This window comes from Serratia sp. GW822-FHT06D09 (genome assembly GCF_058799515.1).
This window is the reverse complement of record NZ_JBXALO010000003.1, coordinates 23,788-43,385: the sequence shown is the minus strand read 5'-3', so window position 1 is coordinate 43,385 and position 19,598 is coordinate 23,788. Positions and strand designations below refer to the sequence as shown.

The 19,598-nt window shown below is 54.4% G+C and carries 17 protein-coding genes; 11 read left to right on the top strand and 6 right to left on the bottom strand.

The genetic code is table 11. The annotated features are described in order from the left end of the window. Positions 1-33 precede the first annotated feature (33 nt). Positions 34-762 carry a FadR/GntR family transcriptional regulator gene (locus AC1RKG_RS07835; RefSeq protein ID WP_122079890.1) on the bottom strand — a complete coding sequence of 243 codons (729 nt, stop codon included), beginning with the start codon at positions 760-762 and terminating at the stop codon, positions 34-36. 287 nt (positions 763-1,049) lie between these two features. Here AC1RKG_RS07835 and AC1RKG_RS07830 point away from each other — a divergent pair, with 287 nt between their 5' ends. The 9 genes from AC1RKG_RS07830 to yfaE all read left to right on the top strand — a co-directional run bounded on the left by AC1RKG_RS07830 (position 1,050) and on the right by yfaE (position 10,896). Next, on the top strand, positions 1,050-1,736 hold the full coding sequence (locus tag AC1RKG_RS07830) for an RraA family protein (RefSeq protein ID WP_046373070.1): 687 nt from the start codon (positions 1,050-1,052) through the stop codon (positions 1,734-1,736). Between the two features lie 70 nt (positions 1,737-1,806). Continuing rightward, positions 1,807-3,111, top strand: coding sequence for an MFS transporter (locus AC1RKG_RS07825; RefSeq protein ID WP_493182597.1), 1,305 nt, complete (start codon positions 1,807-1,809; stop codon positions 3,109-3,111). Positions 3,112-3,113: 2 nt separating this feature from the next. Then, positions 3,114-4,127: a zinc-binding alcohol dehydrogenase family protein gene (locus AC1RKG_RS07820; protein ID WP_187961699.1), complete on the top strand. Its 1,014-nt coding sequence runs from the start codon at positions 3,114-3,116 to the stop codon at positions 4,125-4,127. A 25-nt stretch (positions 4,128-4,152) separates the two neighbouring features. Continuing rightward, positions 4,153-4,914 carry an SDR family NAD(P)-dependent oxidoreductase gene (locus AC1RKG_RS07815; protein ID WP_048759279.1) on the top strand — a complete coding sequence of 254 codons (762 nt, stop codon included), beginning with the start codon at positions 4,153-4,155 and terminating at the stop codon, positions 4,912-4,914. Between the two features lie 73 nt (positions 4,915-4,987). Continuing rightward, positions 4,988-5,314 carry a UxaA family hydrolase gene (locus AC1RKG_RS07810; RefSeq protein ID WP_020827811.1) on the top strand — a complete coding sequence of 109 codons (327 nt, stop codon included), beginning with the start codon at positions 4,988-4,990 and terminating at the stop codon, positions 5,312-5,314. Further along, positions 5,307-6,536 (top strand): UxaA family hydrolase, encoded by a 1,230-nt coding sequence (locus AC1RKG_RS07805; protein WP_128864604.1) that lies wholly within the window; start codon positions 5,307-5,309, stop codon positions 6,534-6,536. Before AC1RKG_RS07810 ends, AC1RKG_RS07805 begins: the two co-directional genes overlap by 8 nt. A 608-nt stretch (positions 6,537-7,144) precedes the next feature. Next, positions 7,145-9,433, top strand: coding sequence for a class 1a ribonucleoside-diphosphate reductase subunit alpha (gene nrdA, locus AC1RKG_RS07800; protein ID WP_020827813.1), 2,289 nt, complete (start codon positions 7,145-7,147; stop codon positions 9,431-9,433). A gap of 68 nt (positions 9,434-9,501) precedes the next feature. Next, positions 9,502-10,632: a class Ia ribonucleoside-diphosphate reductase subunit beta gene (gene nrdB / locus AC1RKG_RS07795; RefSeq protein WP_020827814.1), complete on the top strand. Its 1,131-nt coding sequence runs from the start codon at positions 9,502-9,504 to the stop codon at positions 10,630-10,632. Positions 10,633-10,635: 3 nt separating this feature from the next. Beyond that, the gene (gene yfaE / locus AC1RKG_RS07790) at positions 10,636-10,896 is read left to right on the top strand and encodes a class I ribonucleotide reductase maintenance protein YfaE (protein WP_048759285.1); all 261 of its coding nucleotides are present in this window, start codon (positions 10,636-10,638) and stop codon (positions 10,894-10,896) included. A gap of 294 nt (positions 10,897-11,190) precedes the next feature. Here the strand turns inward: yfaE and AC1RKG_RS07785 are convergent, their stop codons facing one another. Then, complete coding sequence (locus AC1RKG_RS07785) at positions 11,191-12,387, bottom strand: nicotinamide mononucleotide deamidase-related protein YfaY (RefSeq protein ID WP_130016467.1); 1,197 nt, start codon at positions 12,385-12,387, stop codon at positions 11,191-11,193. A gap of 244 nt (positions 12,388-12,631) precedes the next feature. Between AC1RKG_RS07785 and tyrP the strand changes: the two genes are divergently transcribed. Further along, the gene (tyrP, locus tag AC1RKG_RS07780) at positions 12,632-13,840 is read left to right on the top strand and encodes a tyrosine transporter TyrP (protein ID WP_041414776.1); all 1,209 of its coding nucleotides are present in this window, start codon (positions 12,632-12,634) and stop codon (positions 13,838-13,840) included. Between the two features lie 50 nt (positions 13,841-13,890). Here the strand turns inward: tyrP and AC1RKG_RS07775 are convergent, their stop codons facing one another. Continuing rightward, entirely contained in the window at positions 13,891-14,433 is a 543-nt protein-coding gene (locus tag AC1RKG_RS07775; RefSeq protein ID WP_020827818.1) for a YfaZ family outer membrane protein, read from the bottom strand. Positions 14,434-14,767: 334 nt separating this feature from the next. On the opposite strand from AC1RKG_RS07775, the gene katA reads away from it, so the two are divergent. Next, positions 14,768-16,204, top strand: coding sequence for a catalase KatA (katA, locus tag AC1RKG_RS07770; protein WP_020827819.1), 1,437 nt, complete (start codon positions 14,768-14,770; stop codon positions 16,202-16,204). A gap of 179 nt (positions 16,205-16,383) precedes the next feature. On the opposite strand, the gene menE is transcribed toward katA, so the two are convergent. The 3 genes from menE to menB are packed head-to-tail and all read right to left on the bottom strand — an operon-like array spanning position 16,384 to position 19,597. Continuing rightward, entirely contained in the window at positions 16,384-17,769 is a 1,386-nt protein-coding gene (gene menE, locus AC1RKG_RS07765) for an o-succinylbenzoate--CoA ligase (protein ID WP_493182594.1), read from the bottom strand. Beyond that, positions 17,757-18,728: an o-succinylbenzoate synthase gene (menC, locus tag AC1RKG_RS07760; RefSeq protein WP_493183012.1), complete on the bottom strand. Its 972-nt coding sequence runs from the start codon at positions 18,726-18,728 to the stop codon at positions 17,757-17,759. Before menC ends, menE begins: the two co-directional genes overlap by 13 nt. Positions 18,729-18,739: 11 nt before the next feature. Next, positions 18,740-19,597: a 1,4-dihydroxy-2-naphthoyl-CoA synthase gene (gene menB, locus AC1RKG_RS07755; protein WP_020827822.1), complete on the bottom strand. Its 858-nt coding sequence runs from the start codon at positions 19,595-19,597 to the stop codon at positions 18,740-18,742. Position 19,598 lies beyond the last annotated feature (1 nt).

Here is a 19,598-nt window from a genome sequence, read left to right as displayed (position 1 = left end):
AAGCGCTCGCCGCACAAAAATAAATGCCCTTCTTCAGGCCCCGTCATTGGCCTTCTCGCCCTTTTCAATCAAAGAGTTGACCGCCGTATTAAAATGGTTCGTCATCGCTTTCATCGCTCCTTCCGCGTCCTTGGCGCAAACGCAATCGCAAATATCCTGATGCAAAGAGACAATCTGTTTTCTTTCGGCGTCGGTTCCACTTTGCGCTTCGAGACCGGCATGGATAGAACGTCTGAGTTGTTCATGCAGGGATTGCAATAAAATAGCGGACAGAGGATTGCGAGATGCCCTGGCAATAATGAGATGGAAGTTAATGTCATGCTGAATAAATTTTTCAGCGTCAAAGATGCACGCCTCAATCTGCTTCATCTCATCTTGCAGTTGGCGAAAATCCTCCTCATTGCCGTTGGTCGCCGCCATGCCGGCACTGCCGATTTCAAGCCACTGGCGCACGCTCAAAATCTGGGAGACCGACACCTGGTTTGAAGCGATGGCAAAGCCAAAAATAAGCTCAAGCACGCTGCTGTCGAACGCTTTCACCCGCGGGACTTTACCGCTTTTTATCTCCAGAATACCCAGAGCGGATAGCGAACGGTATGCCTCACGGATCACCCCTCGACTGACACCCAGTTCCTCAATTAATTTTACTTCGCTTGGAACCGCCATCCCCGGTGTCAGCTGTTGCTGGCTTATCATATCCAGCACGTAATGCTTGATTTGCGAGGACAATGTGTGGCTCTGAATCGGCATCTTTGTATCCATTTTAAACGACTCCAAAATTTACAACTTCAAATGAACTAGATGAAAGCAAAGCAGAAAACATCACGATATTTTCTTCTCTCAGACCACCACCACAATTCAACACCATCAACGGCCCCTTCCGGGCGGTTCTCGCCGCCATTTTACTAAAAATGTGAGCTTAATATCATATATAAAATCATCCCTATCAACCTGTTTGACAGGTTGATAGGTTGCGCGTAATTTTTCCTGTGCAAACACCCGAGCCTGCTCTTAAGGCCAAATAGAAATTGTCTTTTCAGGAGAAAAAAATGTGGTCGAATGATAAAGAGCTGTTCCAACTGATGCGCACCAAGCTGTTCCCCGCCGTTGTGGGGGATATTCTTGATACTATGGGATTTTTACATCAGTTTTTTGCCCCCTCCATTAAACCGCTTCAGATGAATATGGTGGTTGCCGGCAGAGCGATGCCGGTGCTCGAAGCCGATGTCTACGAGCTCAAATCCAGCTCTGGGCATAACGAAATCACCCAACAGCCTTTTGGGTTAATGTTTGAAGCACTGGACTCGTTGAAAGAAGACGAGGTGTACATCGCCACGGGAAGTTCTCTGCGTTACGCGCTTTGGGGCGGCCTGATGTCAACCCGGGCTCGTCATCTGAAAGCGGCTGGCGCCGTGCTTGATGGTTATGTACGCGACAGCAATGAAATTCTGGAATTAAATTTCCCCACTTTCTCGCACGGCACTTATGCACAAGATCAAGGCCCCAGAGGAAAGGTGATCGATTATCGCGTTCCTATTGAATTTAACGGAATAAGGGTACACCCAGGCGATATCGTTTATGGCGACCGCGATGGTGTATTAATCATCCCGCAAGAAGTTGAACGTGACGCCATTAGTTTGGCATTAGAAAAAGTCTCCACAGAGAATCGCGTCAGGACGGCCATCAGCAATGGCATGAGCACGGTAGAGGCATTCGAAACCTTTGGCGTAATGTGATTTCACCAAGCCCATAATATTGATTGGCAAGGTGGGTTTATATTTAGTCATACAATATGAGTATGCAATCATGAAACAGAGAAATAAAATAATAACACTCTTGTTTATAGCCAGCATTATTAACTACCTGGATCGGGCTGCATTTTCTGTTGCCATGCCCTATATAAAAGATTATCTACAACTCTCTCCTGCTGAAATTGGTGTAATGCTGAGCAGCTTCTTTTTCGGCTATGCCTTATTTAACTTCGTCGGGGGGTACCTGTCTGACATTTACGGCCCGCGCAAAGTGATGGCCATTGCCATGCTTACCTGGTCGTTATTCTGTGGTCTGACAGGGGTCGCTTTCAGCTACATCATCCTATTTATTATTAGAGTCATTTTTGGGATGAGCGAAGGCCCGGTCAGCACCAACATCAATAAGGTCATCACCCACTGGATCCCGATTCACCAGCGCGCACGCGCCATTGGTATTGCCAATGCAGGCAACCCACTTGGAGGGGCTATCGCGGGCCCCATCGTTGGATTCCTGATCATTATGTGGAACTGGCGAGTGGCCTTTATCATCCTCATGTCACTTGGCTTTGTGTGGACCTTCTTCTGGCTGAAAAACTTTACTGACCACCCTAAAGATCACCCGAAAACCCAACCTATTGAAATTGAAGAGTTTGAAACGGCTCTGCACAATGCGCCGGTAAACCATGATACCCAGACCAAGCTGCCGTTTCGCTTTTATCTGACACAGCCACTGGTTTTGGCGACCGGCATGGCGTTCTTTGCCATCAACTATATTCTTTATTTCTTCCTGACCTGGTTTCCCAGCTACCTCTCAATGGCAAAAGGGCTGAACATTGCTGAAATGAGCATTGCCTCCTCGATTCCGTGGTTACTCGGCAGTGTGGGCATGGTCATGGGAGGCGCTGTCTCCGATTATATTTACAAGAAAAGCGGAAGATTACTTTTTTCCAGAAAGCTGCTTATTGTTGTCGGTTTAATTGCCTCGTCTGTATGCATCTGTATTGCCGGGATCGTCGACTCCGTGACCTTTGCCGTCATTATGATGTCATTCGGCATATTCTTTATGTATCTGGCAGCATCATCGCCCTGGTCTATTATTTCCGACAGTATTTCCGCAGATAAAGTGGGTGGCGTGGGCGGCTTTGTTCACCTGCTGGCGAATACTTCAGGCATGATCGCCCCTATTCTGACCGGTTTTATTGTTCAATACAGCGGTGGCAGTTTTATTTCAGCCTTCGTATTAGCCGGTGTCGTAGGTATTTTCGGCGCATTAAGCGTAGCGTTATTTGTCAAACCCATTAATTCAAATAAAAAAACACAACCTCTCACGGACACCTTAACAAACCTGAGGAAACAATAATAATGAAAGCATTAACCATTGATAAAAATTCCCATACCGAGTTCGTCGATATCCCTGAGGCCGTATGCGGTGATAATGATGTTCTTATTGATGTCCAGCGCGTCGGCCTCTGCGGCTCCGATTTAAATACCTACCGTGGGTTTAACCCCCTGGTTGTCTACCCTTGCATCCCCGGCCATGAAATTAGCGGCGAAGTTATCCGCACAGGGTGCAATGTCACGACGGCCAAACCGGGCGATCGTGTGGTGGTCTTGCCTTGCACAGAATGCGGGGTTTGCAGCAGTTGCCTTGCTGGCAGGCCGAACGCTTGTAAGCACAATCAAACGCTCGGCGTCCAGCGTCAGGGGGGTATGGCGCAAAGGCTGGTTATCCCAGCGAATAAAATTCTTGTTTGCAATGCCCTGAGCTTTGATGAACTGGCTCTGGTTGAACCTCTGGCCGTTGGGCTGCACGCCGCCCGTCGTGGTGCCATTCAGGTTGGAGAATGGGTGGCCGTGATAGGTTGCGGTGTCATTGGTCTGGGGGCCATAGCCGCCGCCGCAGCAATGGGAGCACGAGTGATCGCCATAGACATAGACGATCGCAAACAGGCCGTGGCTCTGGCCTGCGGCGCTTGCTCATTCCTCAATGGGGCAAAGGTCGACCTCGCCGACGAGCTGGGCAGGATCGACGAAGGCCGTGGCCCGGCATTGGTCATTGAGGCCGCCGGGCAAACCTCTTCAATCGAGCAATCTCTCGAACTGGTCGCCTTTTCTGGCCGCATCGTTTACGTCGGCTACGCAAAAAAACCGGTTAACTACAACAGCGCGCTTTTTTTGCTGAAAGAGGTGGATATCCGCGGCTCACGAAACGCCACGGTGGCAGATTTTCGCGCCGTACTGGCCTTGATGGAACAACAGCGCTATCCCCTGCATTCAATTATCACCACTCATTACCCGCTCGACCAGGCAGGTGAAGCCTTTATGGCGTGGGCAGCCGATCCTGGTGCCGTGACTAAAATACTTATCGCCTTTTAACCGCAATTAATCAGAGATTATAACTATGTTAAAAAATGCATTTTCACTCGAAGGTAAAACGGCATTAATTACTGGCGCGGCCAGCGGCTTGGGTTACGCAATGGCTGAATGCATGGTGGCCAGTGGCGCAAAAGTCATCATAGCCGACCTCAATGGCCCACTCGCTCAGCAGGCTGCTGAAAACCTCGGTCCTATGGCAACCTACAGTCAATTTAACGTCAGTGAAACCACCAAAACCCAGGCATGGGTGAACGGTTTGCTCGACCAGGTTGGGCAGATCGACATCCTGGTCAACAACGCGGGCAACCATTGCAAAAAGCCCATCGAGGAGATGAGCGTTGAGGATTTTGAATCCGTTCTTGATGTTCACGTTGTCGCAGCGTTTGCCTTGACCAAAGCGTTAGTCCCGCACATGAAGCGGCATGGCAATGCCAGCGTTCTGTTTACCGCCTCCATGACGTCATTTCTCGGGCAGCCCTATGTCGCCGGCTATGCGGCGGCGAAATCGGCCTACCTGGGGCTTATCCGTGCGCTGACCACCGAACTGGCTGGAGCAGGCATACGCGTCAACGGCATCGCCCCGGGCTGGATCGACACGCCCATGCTGCGGAAGGCCATTGAAGGAGATGATGAGCGCCGCAATAAAATTCTCGGACGAACCCCGATGAAGAAATTCGGCAAGCCAGAAGACATTGGCTGGGCCGCTACTTATTTGGCTTCAGAGGCAGCCGCCTTTATCAGCGGTCAGGTTCTGGTGGTTGATGGTGGCGCTCTGATTGGTTTCTGATTGATTAGCCAGTGCTATTGCTTGGTGATAGCACTGAATATCCAGTCTAAATAATAAGATCAGGAGGGCTATTATGGAGCAAGTCGCATACAAGATTAATGACGTTGATAATGTCGCTACGGCGCTAACGCCCATACAAACGGGCAAAGTCTCGGTTCGCGGCTGTGGGAATGACACCGTCATCGCCAATGAGAATATCAATATCGGCCATAAAATAGCGTTATGCCCCATTTCCATGGGCGACCCCATCATTAAATACGGCATCAACATAGGCAGTGCGACCCAAGCGATAAAAACCGGCGATTGGGTTCACCTGCACGTTATGCATAGCAACTATGACGAACGCTCATCCCATCTGGATCTGGTGACCGGTGCCCCTAAGGATGTCAAATATGAATAAGTTAGAAAGCCTGAAATCGGTGACGTGGTCAGGTTACCAGCGCCAGAACGGCACCAAGGGGATCCGCAATAAAATATTGGTTATTTACACCGTGGAATGCGCTCATTTTGTGGCCGATAAGATAACCGAAAAAGTGAATGACGCCGAAGTTGAAGCGGTTGGGTTTTCCGGTTGTACCGACAATGAGTACGCCGTAAGAATGCTGATCTCATTAATTCGCCATCCTAATGTCGGTGGTGTCCTTGCCGTAGGGTTAGGGTGTGAGTACATCCAGCCAGAGTGGCTTAGCAATATCGCAAAAGAAGAAGGAAAGCCGACGGCCTGGTTCTATATTCAGCAAACCGGCGGCACAAAAGGCAGCGTGGAGTTAGGCGTTGAGCATGTCAGGAGAATGCAGACAGAATTAACGCGCACCAGCCGAGTGCCTATGGGCTTTGCAGACTTGATTATCGGCAGTGAGTGTGGGGGCAGCGACTATACCAGCGGGCTGGCGGGCAATGTGGCGGTGGGCAACTTTTTTGATTGGTTGGTCGATGCGGGCGGGACGGCAATTTTTGAAGAGATCGTGGAAGCCATAGGCTTGATTGATATTTTGTCCCAGCGCGCGGCAACCGAAAGCGCTAAGGATGAAATCGTTGCTACCTACAATAAGGCGCTCGATTACTGCAAATCGGTGAGGCAATACTCGGTCAGTCCAGGAAACTTTGCCGGTGGACTATCCACAATCGAAGAAAAAAGCATGGGCGCCGTAATAAAGAGCGGCTCTCGCCCCATCCAAGGCGTGCTTAAAGTCAGCGGTTGTCCCCAGCGAAAAGGCCTATGGTTACTTGATAGCACGCCAGATCCTCACTGGATGCAATTTGGCATCACTAACCCTAATGATAATGAAGGGCTGATGGATCTTATCTCCTGCGGTAGCCATATTATCTTTTTTGTCACCGGTCGCGGCAGCGTCGTGGGCTCCGTGGTTGCCCCCGTGATAAAAATCACCGGCAACAGCCAAACGTTTGAAAACATGATTGATGATATGGATGTGGATGCCGGCCGGCTGCTAAGCGGGGCCATATCGCAACAACAGCTTTCTCTGGAAATCGCTCAATTGATGGTGGCGATTGCAGCCGGGCAAAAAAGCAAAAGTGAGGAACAGGGCCATAAAGAATATTTTATTCCTTATAAATATCAAAGCAAAGAGGTGCTGATCCCCACGCGATGCGAAAGCTAGCCGTATCAACCGCCGTCAGTCGATGTCTAAAAATGATCAATTTACGGGAGTGAGGCGACATGAAAGCTCCCGTAAACCTATTGTGGCGCAAACGCTCTATTGCGAAAGCAAAGGCTGGAACCCGCAATCTCTGGTCTGATATCCATCGCCCCCATCGCACGGACGAGAAACCGTGGTTAATGGCAGTCCTCATTTTGGGGTAACGTAGCTGCGTGGAATCACACAGGCAGACATTGGACAAAAGATTGCGCCAGCCCAGTGTTCTTCTTGTTTATGAATTTTTAGAACTTTGATGGCTAACAATATGCCGTTTTTTTCTAACGTTTAATAAAGCGGCAAACGATCACGTTTTTCTGATTATAGGGAAAATCTTATCCCGCTTATTGACAAGCTTGTCGCACCAGTCACAGCGCGCACTGCGAAAGACAAGTCACATTTCACCCCCAAGTTATCCACAAATTAGGCCACTTTTGTTCACTTGCAAACGCCCTGTTTTCTCACTATCTTGTTACCTCACCGACATACACCCCCTATATATAGTGTTTACATACTGAGCAGAGCTACTACACTTCTGCTTAGGGGCACCATACGGACAGGTAAAACACCACATGAACCAAAGTCTGCTTGTTACTAAACGCGATGGGCGTAAAGAGCGCATCAACCTCGACAAAATCCACCGTGTCATCGACTGGGCCGCGGAAGGGTTAAACAACGTCTCCGTTTCTCAAGTAGAGTTGCGTTCCCATATTCAGTTTTATGACGGCATCAAAACTGCTGATATTCATGAAACCATTATCAAAGCAGCAGCCGATCTGATCTCGCGCGACGCGCCGGATTACCAGTATCTGGCCGCGCGCCTGGCCATCTTCCATCTGCGTAAAAAAGCTTACGGTCAGTTCGAGCCGCCAAAGCTGCTCGCTCACGTGACGCGCATGGTAGAAATGGGCAAGTACGATAAGCATCTGCTGGAAGACTACAGCACTGAAGAGTTCGAGCAGATGGACTCCTTTATCGATCACTGGCGTGATATGAACTTCTCCTACGCGGCCGTTAAGCAGCTGGAAGGGAAGTATCTGGTGCAGAACCGCGTCAGCGGCGAGATCTACGAGAGCGCGCAGTTCTTGTATATCCTGGTGGCCGCGTGCCTGTTCTCCAACTACCCGCGTGAGACCCGTCTGGACTACATTAAACGTTTCTACGACGCGATCTCCACCTTCAAAATCTCACTGCCTACGCCAATCATGTCCGGCGTGCGCACCCCTACCCGCCAGTTCAGCTCTTGCGTGCTGATCGAGTGCGGCGACAGCCTGGATTCCATCAACGCCACTTCCAGCGCCATTGTGAAATACGTTTCGCAACGCGCCGGCATCGGTATCAACGCCGGTCGTATCCGTGCGCTGGGCAGCCCGATCCGTGGTGGTGAAGCCTTCCATACTGGCTGCATCCCGTTCTACAAACACTTCCAGACCGCGGTGAAGTCCTGTTCTCAGGGCGGCGTACGCGGTGGTGCAGCGACGCTGTTCTACCCGATGTGGCATCTGGAAGTTGAAAGCCTGCTGGTGCTGAAAAACAACCGTGGTGTTGAAGGCAACCGCGTTCGTCACATGGACTACGGCGTGCAGTTGAACCGCCTGATGTACCAGCGCCTGATCAAGGGCCAGGACATCACCCTGTTCAGTCCTTCTGACGTCCCGGGCCTGTATGACGCATTCTTCGCCGACCAGGACGAGTTCGAACGTCTGTATACCAAGTACGAGCAAGACGACAGCATTCGCCAGAAACGCGTGAAAGCGGTCGAACTGTTCTCGCTGATGATGCAGGAACGCGCCTCTACCGGCCGTATCTACATCCAGAACGTTGACCACTGCAACACCCATAGCCCGTTTGATCCGCAGATCGCGCCGGTGCGCCAGTCTAACCTGTGCCTGGAAATTGCCCTGCCGACCAAACCGCTGGACGACGTCAACGACGAAAACGGCGAAATCGCCCTGTGTACGCTGTCCGCCTTTAACCTGGGCGCCATCGAAAGCCTGGACGATTTGGAAGAGCTGGCTACCCTGGCAGTGCGCGCATTGGACGCCCTGCTGGATTACCAGGACTACCCAATCAAAGCCGCACACCGTGGCGCCATGGGTCGTCGCACCTTGGGTATCGGCGTGATTAACTACGCTTACTATCTGGCGAAAAACGGCGTGCGTTATTCCGATGGCAGCGCCAACAACCTGACTCACAAGACATTCGAAGCTATCCAGTATTACCTGCTGAAGGCCTCAAACCGTCTGGCTCAGGAACAAGGGGCTTGCCCGTGGTTCAATGAAACCACCTATTCGCAGGGGATCCTGCCGATCGACACCTACAAGAAAGATCTGGATGTCATCTGCCAGGAGCCGCTGCACTACGACTGGGAAACCCTGCGTAAAGAGATCAAGGAAACCGGTCTGCGCAACTCGACCCTGTCGGCGCTGATGCCTTCGGAAACCTCTTCGCAGATTTCCAACGCCACCAACGGCATTGAGCCGCCACGTGGTCACATCAGCATCAAAGCGTCGAAAGACGGCATCCTGCGCCAGGTGGTGCCGGAGTACGAACGTCTGAAAAACGACTACGAGCTGCTGTGGGAAATGCCGAACAACGACGGCTACCTGCAACTGGTCGGTCTGATGCAGAAGTTTATCGACCAGTCGATCTCTGCCAACACCAACTATGACCCAACCCGTTTCCCGGGCGGCAAGGTGCCAATGAAGCAGCTGTTGAAAGACCTGCTCACCACCTACAAGTTTGGTGTCAAGACGCTGTACTACCAGAACACCCGCGACGGCGCGGAAGACGTCCAGGAAGATTTGTTGCCGGCCAAGGGCGGCGATGATGACTGCGAAAGCGGCGCCTGCAAGATCTAAAGTTTGAAACAGCGGGCCGGAACTCTTCCGGCCCCTTCATTTAGCCACGATACGATGGACTCAGGCTTATGGCTTACACCACATTTTCTCAGAATAAAAACAACCAGTTGCTGGAACCGATGTTTTTCGGCCAGTCGGTTAACGTTGCGCGTTTCGATCAGCAAAAACATGAAATTTTCGAAAAACTGATTGAGAAACAACTGTCCTTCTTCTGGCGCCCGGAAGAGGTTGACGTTTCCCGCGACCGTATCGACTATCAGGCGTTGCCGGAACATGAAAAACACATTTTCATCAGCAACCTGAAATACCAGACGCTGCTGGATTCGATTCAGGGCCGCAGCCCGAACGTGGCGCTGCTGCCGCTGATCTCGATCCCGGAATTGGAAACCTGGGTGGAAACCTGGTCATTCTCTGAGACCATCCACTCACGTTCTTACACCCATATCATCCGTAATATCGTTAACGATCCGGCGCTGGTGTTTGACGATATCGTCACCAACGAAGAGATCCTCAAGCGTGCGAAGGACATTTCCGGCTACTACGACGATCTGATCGAGATGACCGGCTATTACCATCTGCTGGGTGAAGGCACGCATCAGGTCAACGGCAACACCGTTACCGTTAGCCTGCGCGCGCTGAAAAAACAGCTGTATCTGTGCCTGATGAGCGTTAACGCGCTGGAAGCCATCCGCTTCTACGTTAGCTTCGCCTGTTCATTTGCCTTTGCGGAACGCGAACTGATGGAAGGCAACGCCAAAATCATTAAGCTGATCGCCCGTGACGAAGCGCTGCATCTGACCGGTACCCAGCACATGCTGAACCTGATGCGCTCCGGTGCCGATGACCCGGAAATGGCAGAAATCGCCGTTGAGTGTCAGCAACAGTGCTACGATCTGTTCGTGTTGGCGGCCGAGCAGGAAAAAGAGTGGGCGGAATACCTGTTCCGTGACGGCTCGATGATCGGCCTGAACAAAGACATTCTGTGCCAGTACGTGGAATACATCACCAATATCCGCATGCAGGCAGTGGGCCTTGGCCTGCCGTTCGCCACCCGCTCTAACCCAATCCCATGGATTAACGCCTGGTTGGTCTCCGACAACGTGCAGGTTGCACCACAGGAAGTGGAAGTCAGCTCCTACCTGGTAGGGCAGATCGACTCGGAAGTCCATGCCGACGACCTGAGCGACTTCGAACTCTAAGCGATGGCATCATCAATCGTGACGCTGCGTACCACGGGTACGCAGCTTGCCTGCCCCAAAAGTGAAAATTGCCTGCTCGACGTGCTCGAATTGCACGACGTTGAGGTGGAGTATCAGTGCCGTTCCGGCTACTGCGGCGCCTGCCGCCTGAAGCTGGTAAAAGGTGAAGTGACCTACCGCCAACAGCCATTGGCGTTTATCAACCAGGGTGAAATCCTGCCTTGCTGTTGCATGCCGCTGACGGATATCGAGTTGGAAATCTGATTTTCAAGAACATCCTTCCATCACCTGAATATACCCTATGACTTTCGAGTTACAGCCAACAACGCTGCAGCTTGAAAGACGACGGGTATAAATACCAAAATCGTAATAGATACAACGGCTAACGAGTGAAACACCTGCTTTAACTGCATGCTTGCCTCCTTGCTGTGAAGAGGCTAGCGTAACGGTGTCTAGGCGGTATGTGCAGCCCCATTCTGATTGAGAGTCAATACAGTTTGGGGCTTTCATCTATCCGCCTTGCCACACAATGCCCAAGACCAACAGTCTCAAGCCTCCCTATTCGATAATCTCCAGCGTCTCCAGCCAGGCATTCCTGCCGCATACCGGCCCACCGTTCAGCCACCGCCGCAGCATGTCTAGCGCCAGCATCGCCACCGACTCTTGCCTTAACCGCAGGCTATGCCGCGCAGCCCGATAACGTACCGTCTGCCCGATGCTGCCTTTTGGCGTATGCAGCCCAATGCTCACCCGATCGCCGCTCATGGCGCTGACCGCCAATGCCAGCTGCGCTCCGGTCAGTTCCGCCAACGAACGAGCGCGCGCCAACGTGGTTTCCAGCGTTTCCACGCAGTGCGACGGCAACAATTCACCACCGGCCAACGGCGCCCCTTCGCTTTGCAGTTGCAGATTGATCAGCCCGGCGCTGAACTGTTCGCTCAGCGCCAACTTCAACCCTTGCTGATTCAACCGCTGTGCCAGTACTGCCGGCAGGCCAAGGGTTCCTTCAAACAGGGTGTTATCACCCGCAACCTGACGAACCCGCTCCCACGCCTGCTCCATCGCCGCACGCTGGGCAACCGGGCCGGTCAGCTTCAGTTCAATGATCGGGCTGGAGGAACGATAACCCAGAACCACATCCGGCGGCAGCGGCATGCCGTCCAGCTCAGCAGCCAGATCGCTTTCCGAAGTACCAAAAGTGGTTAACCGCAGGCACAGCGGTGGTGCCGGTAAGGTAAAACGCTGACGCAGGCGCGGCACAATTTGCTGTTCGACCATCACTTTGAATTCAGATGGCACGCCGGGCGTGAAAAACATCATGCATCGGTTCAGTTGCAAAGCAAAACCGCAGGCGGTGCCAACCGGATTGTCGAGCATCTCTGCGTTAGCGGGGATCTGCGCCTGCTTGCGGTTTGAGGCCGCCATCGGCCTGCCGCGTTCAGCAAAATACGCCTCGATACGCGCCATCCATTCAGCATGTTCAACCAGCTCGACGCCGCAGGCGGTCGCGGCCGCCTGAGCACTGAGATCGTCACTGGTCGGCCCCAGACCGCCGTTAACAATCAGCACGTCGGCGATATGACTGCGTTCCTGTAATGTTTCGATCAGAGAGGAGAGACTGTCCCCCACCGTTTCACGGCCGCTCATCGGCATGCCCTGCTGGAACAGATAGTCTGCCAGCCAGGCGGCGTTGGTATCTATAATTTGCCCGTGTAGCACCTCATCACCGGTGCTGAGCATCTCCACCCTTAACATTGATCTCTCCCACATTTTCCGATCTTTCCACTATAGAAGCCTGTAAATAAGTTTTCACTAGGCACCACCAGTTAATTTCGGTTAAAGGCATTTTTTTGCGAGATAGCGCAGCCTGCAATATCGTAAAGATAAGTTAACAGCACCCGTAACGCCCGTTTGACACGAAATATTCCATCAACTATCCTGCCGCACTTAGAATCAGTTACCTATAATTTTCCAAAATCTTTGGTTGATAGAGAAAAACGTGAAAAATCGCACGCTTGGCAGTGTATTTATCGTAGCAGGAACCACCATCGGCGCCGGGATGCTGGCAATGCCGTTGGCGGCGGCCGGTGTAGGCTTCGGCGTCACCCTGGCTCTGTTAGTCGGCCTGTGGCTGTTGATGTGTTATACCGCGCTGCTGCTGGTCGAAGTCTATCAACATGAACAGGCCGATACCGGCCTCGGTACCCTGGCAAAGCGCTACCTCGGCGGCGGCGGTCAATGGCTGACCAGCTTCAGCATGATGTTTTTGATGTATGCCCTGACTGCCGCCTATATCAGCGGCGCCGGTGAATTGCTGGCGGCCAGCATCAGCCAGTGGACGTCGCAGGACTTCCCCACCACGCTTGGCGTATTGCTGTTTACTCTGGTGGCCGGCGGCGTAGTCTGCATCGGTACCCACTCGGTCGATCTGTTTAACCGTATTCTGTTCAGCGCCAAAGTGGTGTTTCTGATTGTCATGCTGGGCCTGATGCTGCCCAATATCCACCAGACCAACCTGATGACGCTCCCGCTGGAGCAAGGGCTGGCGCTGTCGGCCATTCCGGTGATCTTCACGTCGTTCGGCTTTCACGGCAGCGTGCCAAGCATCGTGAACTACATGGGCGGCAACATCCGCAAGCTGCGTTGGGTGTTTATTATCGGCAGCGCCATTCCGCTGATAGCCTATATTTTCTGGCAGTTGGCCACGCTTGGCAGCATCAGCTCCACCACTTTCGTCGGTATCCTGGCACAGCAAGCCGGTCTGAACGGCCTGTTGCAGGCGGTGCGCGACGTCGTGGCTTCCCCACATGTCGAACTGGCGGTGCATTTGTTTGCCGATCTGGCGCTGGCCACTTCCTTCCTGGGGGTAGCGCTCGGGCTGTTTGATTTCCTGGCCGACTTGTTCAAGCGCCAGGATAACGTACGAGGCCGTCTGCAGACCGGTGCCATCACCTTCTTGCCGCCGCTGGCTTTCGCGTTGTTCTATCCACGTGGCTTTGTGCTGGCGCTGGGCTTCGCCGCCATCGCGCTGGCAGTGCTGGCGTTGCTGCTACCGTCAATGCTGGTGTGGAAAACGCGTCAACAGCATCAGGCGAAATACCGCGTCTGGGGGGGAACTCCGGCGCTGGCGGTGGTGTTTGTCTGCGGGGTGACGGTGATTGCCATTCAGGTGGGTATCGCCAGCGGTATCCTGCCGGCCGTAGGCTAATAGATTTTTCGATAAAACGAAGGGGCCAATTGGCCCCTTCGCTGTTTGTATCAGAAGCTCAGACCCACGCCAACATAAGGGCCATCGGCCAAGGTGTTGTCACGACGCCCGTCCTTCCCTTGCATCTGAATATAGCGGTAACCCACATCTACGCTAAGCGGGCGGAAAACCGTCCAACGCAGGCCGCCGCTGGCTTCGTTGTAAGCCTTAACGCCACTGGTCAGTGATTCCGGAGCGAAATAGCCTTCGCCATGCAGGCTGAGAGAACGCGTGATTGCCCAGTCAAGACCGCCGCCCAGTGCCAAAGCCCCACCGCTCTTACCGTCCTTCGGGCTCAGATACAGCGCCTTGCCCCCTAACGTCGCAGTCAACGGTCCCAGTGGCAGGCCGAAGTTCAGCCCCAGGCTGCCAACGTTGCCGTTATGATCGCTACGGGCCCAGTTACCCGTTAAACCCAAACCGCTGGTGCCTGTGTCCTGACCGAAGCCGAGGTTGGTGTAATGCTTGCCGGCTTCGCCAGACAGGCTGAGCGCGTTCGCCGCACCGGTCATAAACAGCATGCTTGCCGCGCAGGCGACCAAAGTCTTTTTCATCGTCTATCCCTCTTGCTACTTCATCCATTAAGAATGATATGAGTTAACCCGTAATAATACCGTCACGAGTCTATACCAAACCACAACCAGTTCTTAAGGGATAAAAGCGAAAAAATTCTTCTGTAATCAAATGAATGTAAAGTTTTGCAAGGAAAAGCGTCCTCCCGGGTGGCAATAGCAACGATAACCCAGACCTATTTGCCGAGTGCGTTCAATAGGTCTACAACTAGTAGTGGCATTGATTAGGGTCAGGGTGAGAACGCCCTGGCGGATTATGATGAAAGCTTGAGTCGCCCAAGTCTTCACTCAATTGCAATACGATAAGGAGCAAGTGATGAGCAAGAAAGGACTGACCACCGCAGCCGGAGCCCCGGTTGTCGATAATAATAACGTGATCACCGCAGGTAAACGCGGCCCGATGCTGCTGCAGGACGTTTGGTTCCTGGAAAAGCTGGCTCACTTCGACCGTGAAGTGATCCCCGAGCGCCGCATGCACGCCAAAGGATCCGGCGCCTACGGCACTTTTACCGTCACCCACGATATTACCCAGTACACCCGCGCAAAAATCTTCTCTGAAATCGGCAAGCAAACTGACATGTTTATCCGCTTCTCCACCGTAGCCGGTGAGCGCGGGGCCGCCGACGCCGAACGCGACATTCGCGGTTTCGCGATGAAGTTTTATACCGAGGAGGGTAATTGGGACCTGGTGGGTAACGACACCCCGGTGTTTTACCTGCGCGACCCGCTGAAATTCCCCGATCTTAACCACGTGGTCAAACGCGATCCGCGTACCAATCTGCGCAACCCAACTTATAAATGGGATTTCTTCTCGCTGTCGCCGGAAAGCCTGCACCAATTGACCATAGACTTCAGCGACCGCGGCATCCCGAAATCCTACCGCCATATGCACGGCTTCGGCAGCCACACCTTCAGCTTTATCAATGCCAACAACGAGCGCTTCTGGGTTAAATTCCACTTCCGCTGCGAACAAGGCATTGAAAACCTGATGGATGACGAAGCCGAGGCGATCATTGCCAAAGACCGTGAAAGCTCACAGCGCGATTTGTATGAAGCCATCGAACGGGGTGATTACCCGCGCTGGAAACTGCAGATTCAGATCATGCCGGAACACGAAGCCTCGCAGACACCTTACAACCCCTTCGATCTGACCAAGGTATGGCCGCACGGCGATTACCCGTTAATCGACGTTGGCTTCTTCGAGCTGCACCGCAACCCGGAAAACTACTTCGCGGAAGTGGAACAAGTGGCGTTGAACCCAGCCAACGTAGTGCCTGGGGTCAGCTTCTCGCCGGATAAAATGCTGCAGGGTCGCCTGTTCTCTTACGGGGATGCCCACCGCTACCGTCTGGGCGTTAACCATCATCAAATCCCGGTTAACGGCGCAAAATGCCCGTTCCACAACTACCACCGCGACGGCGCGATGCGCGTGGACGGCAACAGCGGTAACGGCGCCACCTACGAGCCAAACAGCTTTGGCCTGTTCCAGGAGCAACCGGACTTTAGAGAGCCACCGTTGAGCATTGAAGGAGCCGCCGACCACTGGAATCACCGTGAAGACGGGGATTACTTCAGCCAGCCGCGCGCGCTGTTCAACCTGTTGAGCGCGGAAGAACATCAGCGTATGTTCACCCGTATCGCCGGTGAGCTGTCGCAGGTGCCGGAACAGATCCAGCGCCGTCAGGTCGATTTGTTCACCCAAGTGCATCCGGATTACGGCGCTGGCGTAGCCAAAGCGCTGGGCCTGAAATAACCGTCGGCAGTCACCGAAGCCGTTGACAAAGAGCTCTGTTGTTTAATGGTAGGGGCGCTGCATGCTGCGCTCAATAGCATAATCAATGGGTTAAATCGGGTCGAACATGTTCGACCCCTACCGGTTTAGCCGTTTCGCAGGTTTGTCAGCAGTCTGAGGCCACCTTTGGGCGGCCTTTTTTATCGATGGGATAGCTGTTCAGCCACCCATTGCTGCAGTTGACGGCGGGAGACCTTGATCCCCCCGCTTTTCAACTCGGCGGGCATCGCCAACAAAGCAACCGGCCGTTGGAAATTCACCAGACGATCCTGCGACCACGCCAGCAGATCTTCCAGCAAAAGCGGTACCTCACTGTCGATCACTGCCACCGGTCGTTGGCCAAACTCGGCGTCATCCACCGGCACCACCACCACCTGCAAGATCTGCGAGTGAGCCGCCAGCACGCGTTCGATATCCTCCGGCTGAATGCCTTCCCCACCGCTGAAAAACAGGTTATCCAACCGGCCAATGATCCGCAGTTCACCCTGTTCCATGACGCCGCGATCGCGAGTATGAAACCAGCCTTGATCATCGACGAGCGGCAGCAACGCACCGCGTTGCCAATATCCCAACGCCAGACTCAGCGCACGGATCCACACTTCCTCATTCACCAGCTTAACTTCCCGATCGGCCAATGGCAGCCCAACGCCTGGCAGCCCGTCAGCGCGCTTGGCACACACCGTGGAAGCCAGTTCGGTCAGGCCGTAGCCGCACCAACAGCGAATGCCTGCCGCCTCCGCCTGCGCGGTCAGCTCTGGCGGGATCATCGCGCCCCCGAGCAGCACTTTCTTCAACGTCAGCGCCGCCAGCGGCTGCGCCAGCAAACGCCAAAGCTGTGTCGGCACCAGCGAGGCATGGGTACACCCTGCCAATGCGTCAGCCAGAGGATGCATATCACGCACCACCAGCCCAGCCCCCGCCGCCAGCCAGCGCCAGACAATGCCCTGGCCGGAAACGTGAAACAGCGGTAAAGACAGTAGCCAGCGGTCCTGAGGTTGGAAGTCCATCAGCCGCAGTACCCCTTCGGCGCTGGCCAGATGCGCGGCATAGCTGTGCGCAGCGGCCTTTGGTCTGCCACTGGAGCCCGAGGTCAAGGTCAGCGTCGCCAGCCGTTGCGCATCCCAACGCGGTGGATTCAGCCAGCGAGCTTCAGTAGAGGGAGGGGTTAAAGGGATGATCGTTGCCGGTAAGGTCGGTAACAGGTCCGGACTGAAAGCAAAATCAATATCCAGATCAGGCAGCAACGTCGCCAACTGGGCCGCGGGCAGCGCCGGATTCAACGGCAGCAGCCGCGCACCGCACTGCAACAGCGCCAAATAAGCCAACAGCAACGGGTAGCTGTTCTTGCCGCATAACGCCACGCCACAGCCGGGCTCGACGCCCTGATGCTGAAAATCTGCCGCCAGCCTATCCACCTGACGGCGCAACACCAGCCAACTCACCGGCTGGTGCCCCACCGTCACCGCCGTCGCCTGTGGCCGTCGCTGCGCCCACTGCCGCCACGGCCAGTCTTTTAGCTGCGCCATAAACACTCCAGCGCTGATGTATCCAATAGCGGCAGTTCGCTGTCCGGCCAAGGGCGTAGCAGCTGCGCCTGCATCAGATCCAGCGTGTCCAGTCCAGGTACGGTATTCGGCGTCAGCCAGTGCGCGATGCGTGCCAGTTGCGTCAACCCCAGGCTCGATTCGATGCTGGAACTGATCACCGCCGTTAACCCCGCCGCATGGGCCTGCTCCACCAGGGTACGGCAACGAACCAGACTGCCGGTCAAGGTTGGTTTAATGACGATCGCCGCCACGCCCGGTTCGGCCTGCACCACAAAATCTGCCTCGCGCACGCTTTCGTCCCAGGCGATAGCAATGCCGGTCGCCAGCGCGAAATCCCGCGATTCATCACGGGTTTTGCAAGGCTCTTCAAGGAAAGCAATGCGTTCACGCAGCGCCGGTGCCACGTATTTAGCGAACCCGTCCGCCTTGGCACGAGTCCAACTGCGGTTGGCGTCCAGCCGCAGACGCAAATCGGGCAGGGCTTCCAGCAAGACGTTGACTATCATGCCGTCGCGCACCGCCTCATATAGCCCAACCTTCACCTTGGCAACTTTCTCTCCCGGCAGCGCGGTCAATACCGCGAACAGCTCGTCAGGATCGCCGGTACACAGCGGCGCTTTGCGGTAATCTGCCTGCAGCGGCAACCGCTGTTCCAATTCCGCCAACGCGCAGCTGGTGCCGAACGCTACCGAAGGCAACGGGCTGTCTGACGGCAAGGTCCCGCCTTGCCAGTCCTGTACCCAGCGTAGCGCAGCCTGCTCGGCCTGCGCCAGCGTTTCCTGGCTGAACTCTAGCAGCGGCGCTATCTCACCCCAACCTTCCTGCCCGCCCTGCTGCAGATGGACCAGCAAACCATCGCGGGTTTTCAGCCGCTGGTTGCGCAGCACCACGCCAGCCTCCATCGGCAGGCTGTAACGGTAAACGGCGGCGTTACGGATCGGAGCATTCATTACGGATTACGCTTGAATTTGCTGAAGTCCGGCTGGCGTTTTTCGTTGAACGCGTTGCGCCCTTCCTGACCTTCGTCAGTCATGTAGAACAGCATGGTGGCGTTACCCGCCAGCTCCTGCAGACCGGCCTGACCGTCGCAGTCGGCATTCAGGGCCGCTTTCAGGCAGCGCAGCGCCATCGGGCTGTTTTGCAGCATTTCACGACACCAGCGTACGGTTTCTTTTTCCAGGCTCGCCAAGGGCACCACGGTGTTGACCAGGCCCATGTCCAGCGCGGCGGCAGCATCATACTGACGGCACAGGAACCAGATCTCGCGCGCTTTCTTCTGGCCGACGATTCGTGCCATGTAAGAAGCGCCCCAACCGCCGTCGAACGACCCCACTTTCGGCCCGGTCTGGCCGAAGATGGCGTTATCCGCCGCGATGGTCAGGTCGCACATCATATGCAATACGTGACCGCCGCCGATCGAATAACCGGCAACCATCGCCACCACGGGTTTCGGGCAGGTGCGGATCTGCCGCTGGAAGTCGAGCACGTTCAGATGGTGTACGCCGCTTTCATCCTGATAACCGCCGTAGTCGCCGCGCACTTTCTGATCGCCGCCGGAGCAGAAGGCTTTGTCGCCGGCGCCGGTGAGAATAATGGTGCCGATGCCGTCGTCGTAGCGGGCATTGGACAGCGCTTCGATCATCTCTTTCACCGTGTGCGGCCGGAAGGCATTACGCACCTGCGGACGGTTAATGGTGATTTTAGCGATGCCGTCGCTGGACTTGTGGTAGAGGATATCTTCGAAATCGCCTGAGCAATCCTGCCACTCGATGGCGGCGTACAGCTGTTCTTCATTCGGATAGAGCATG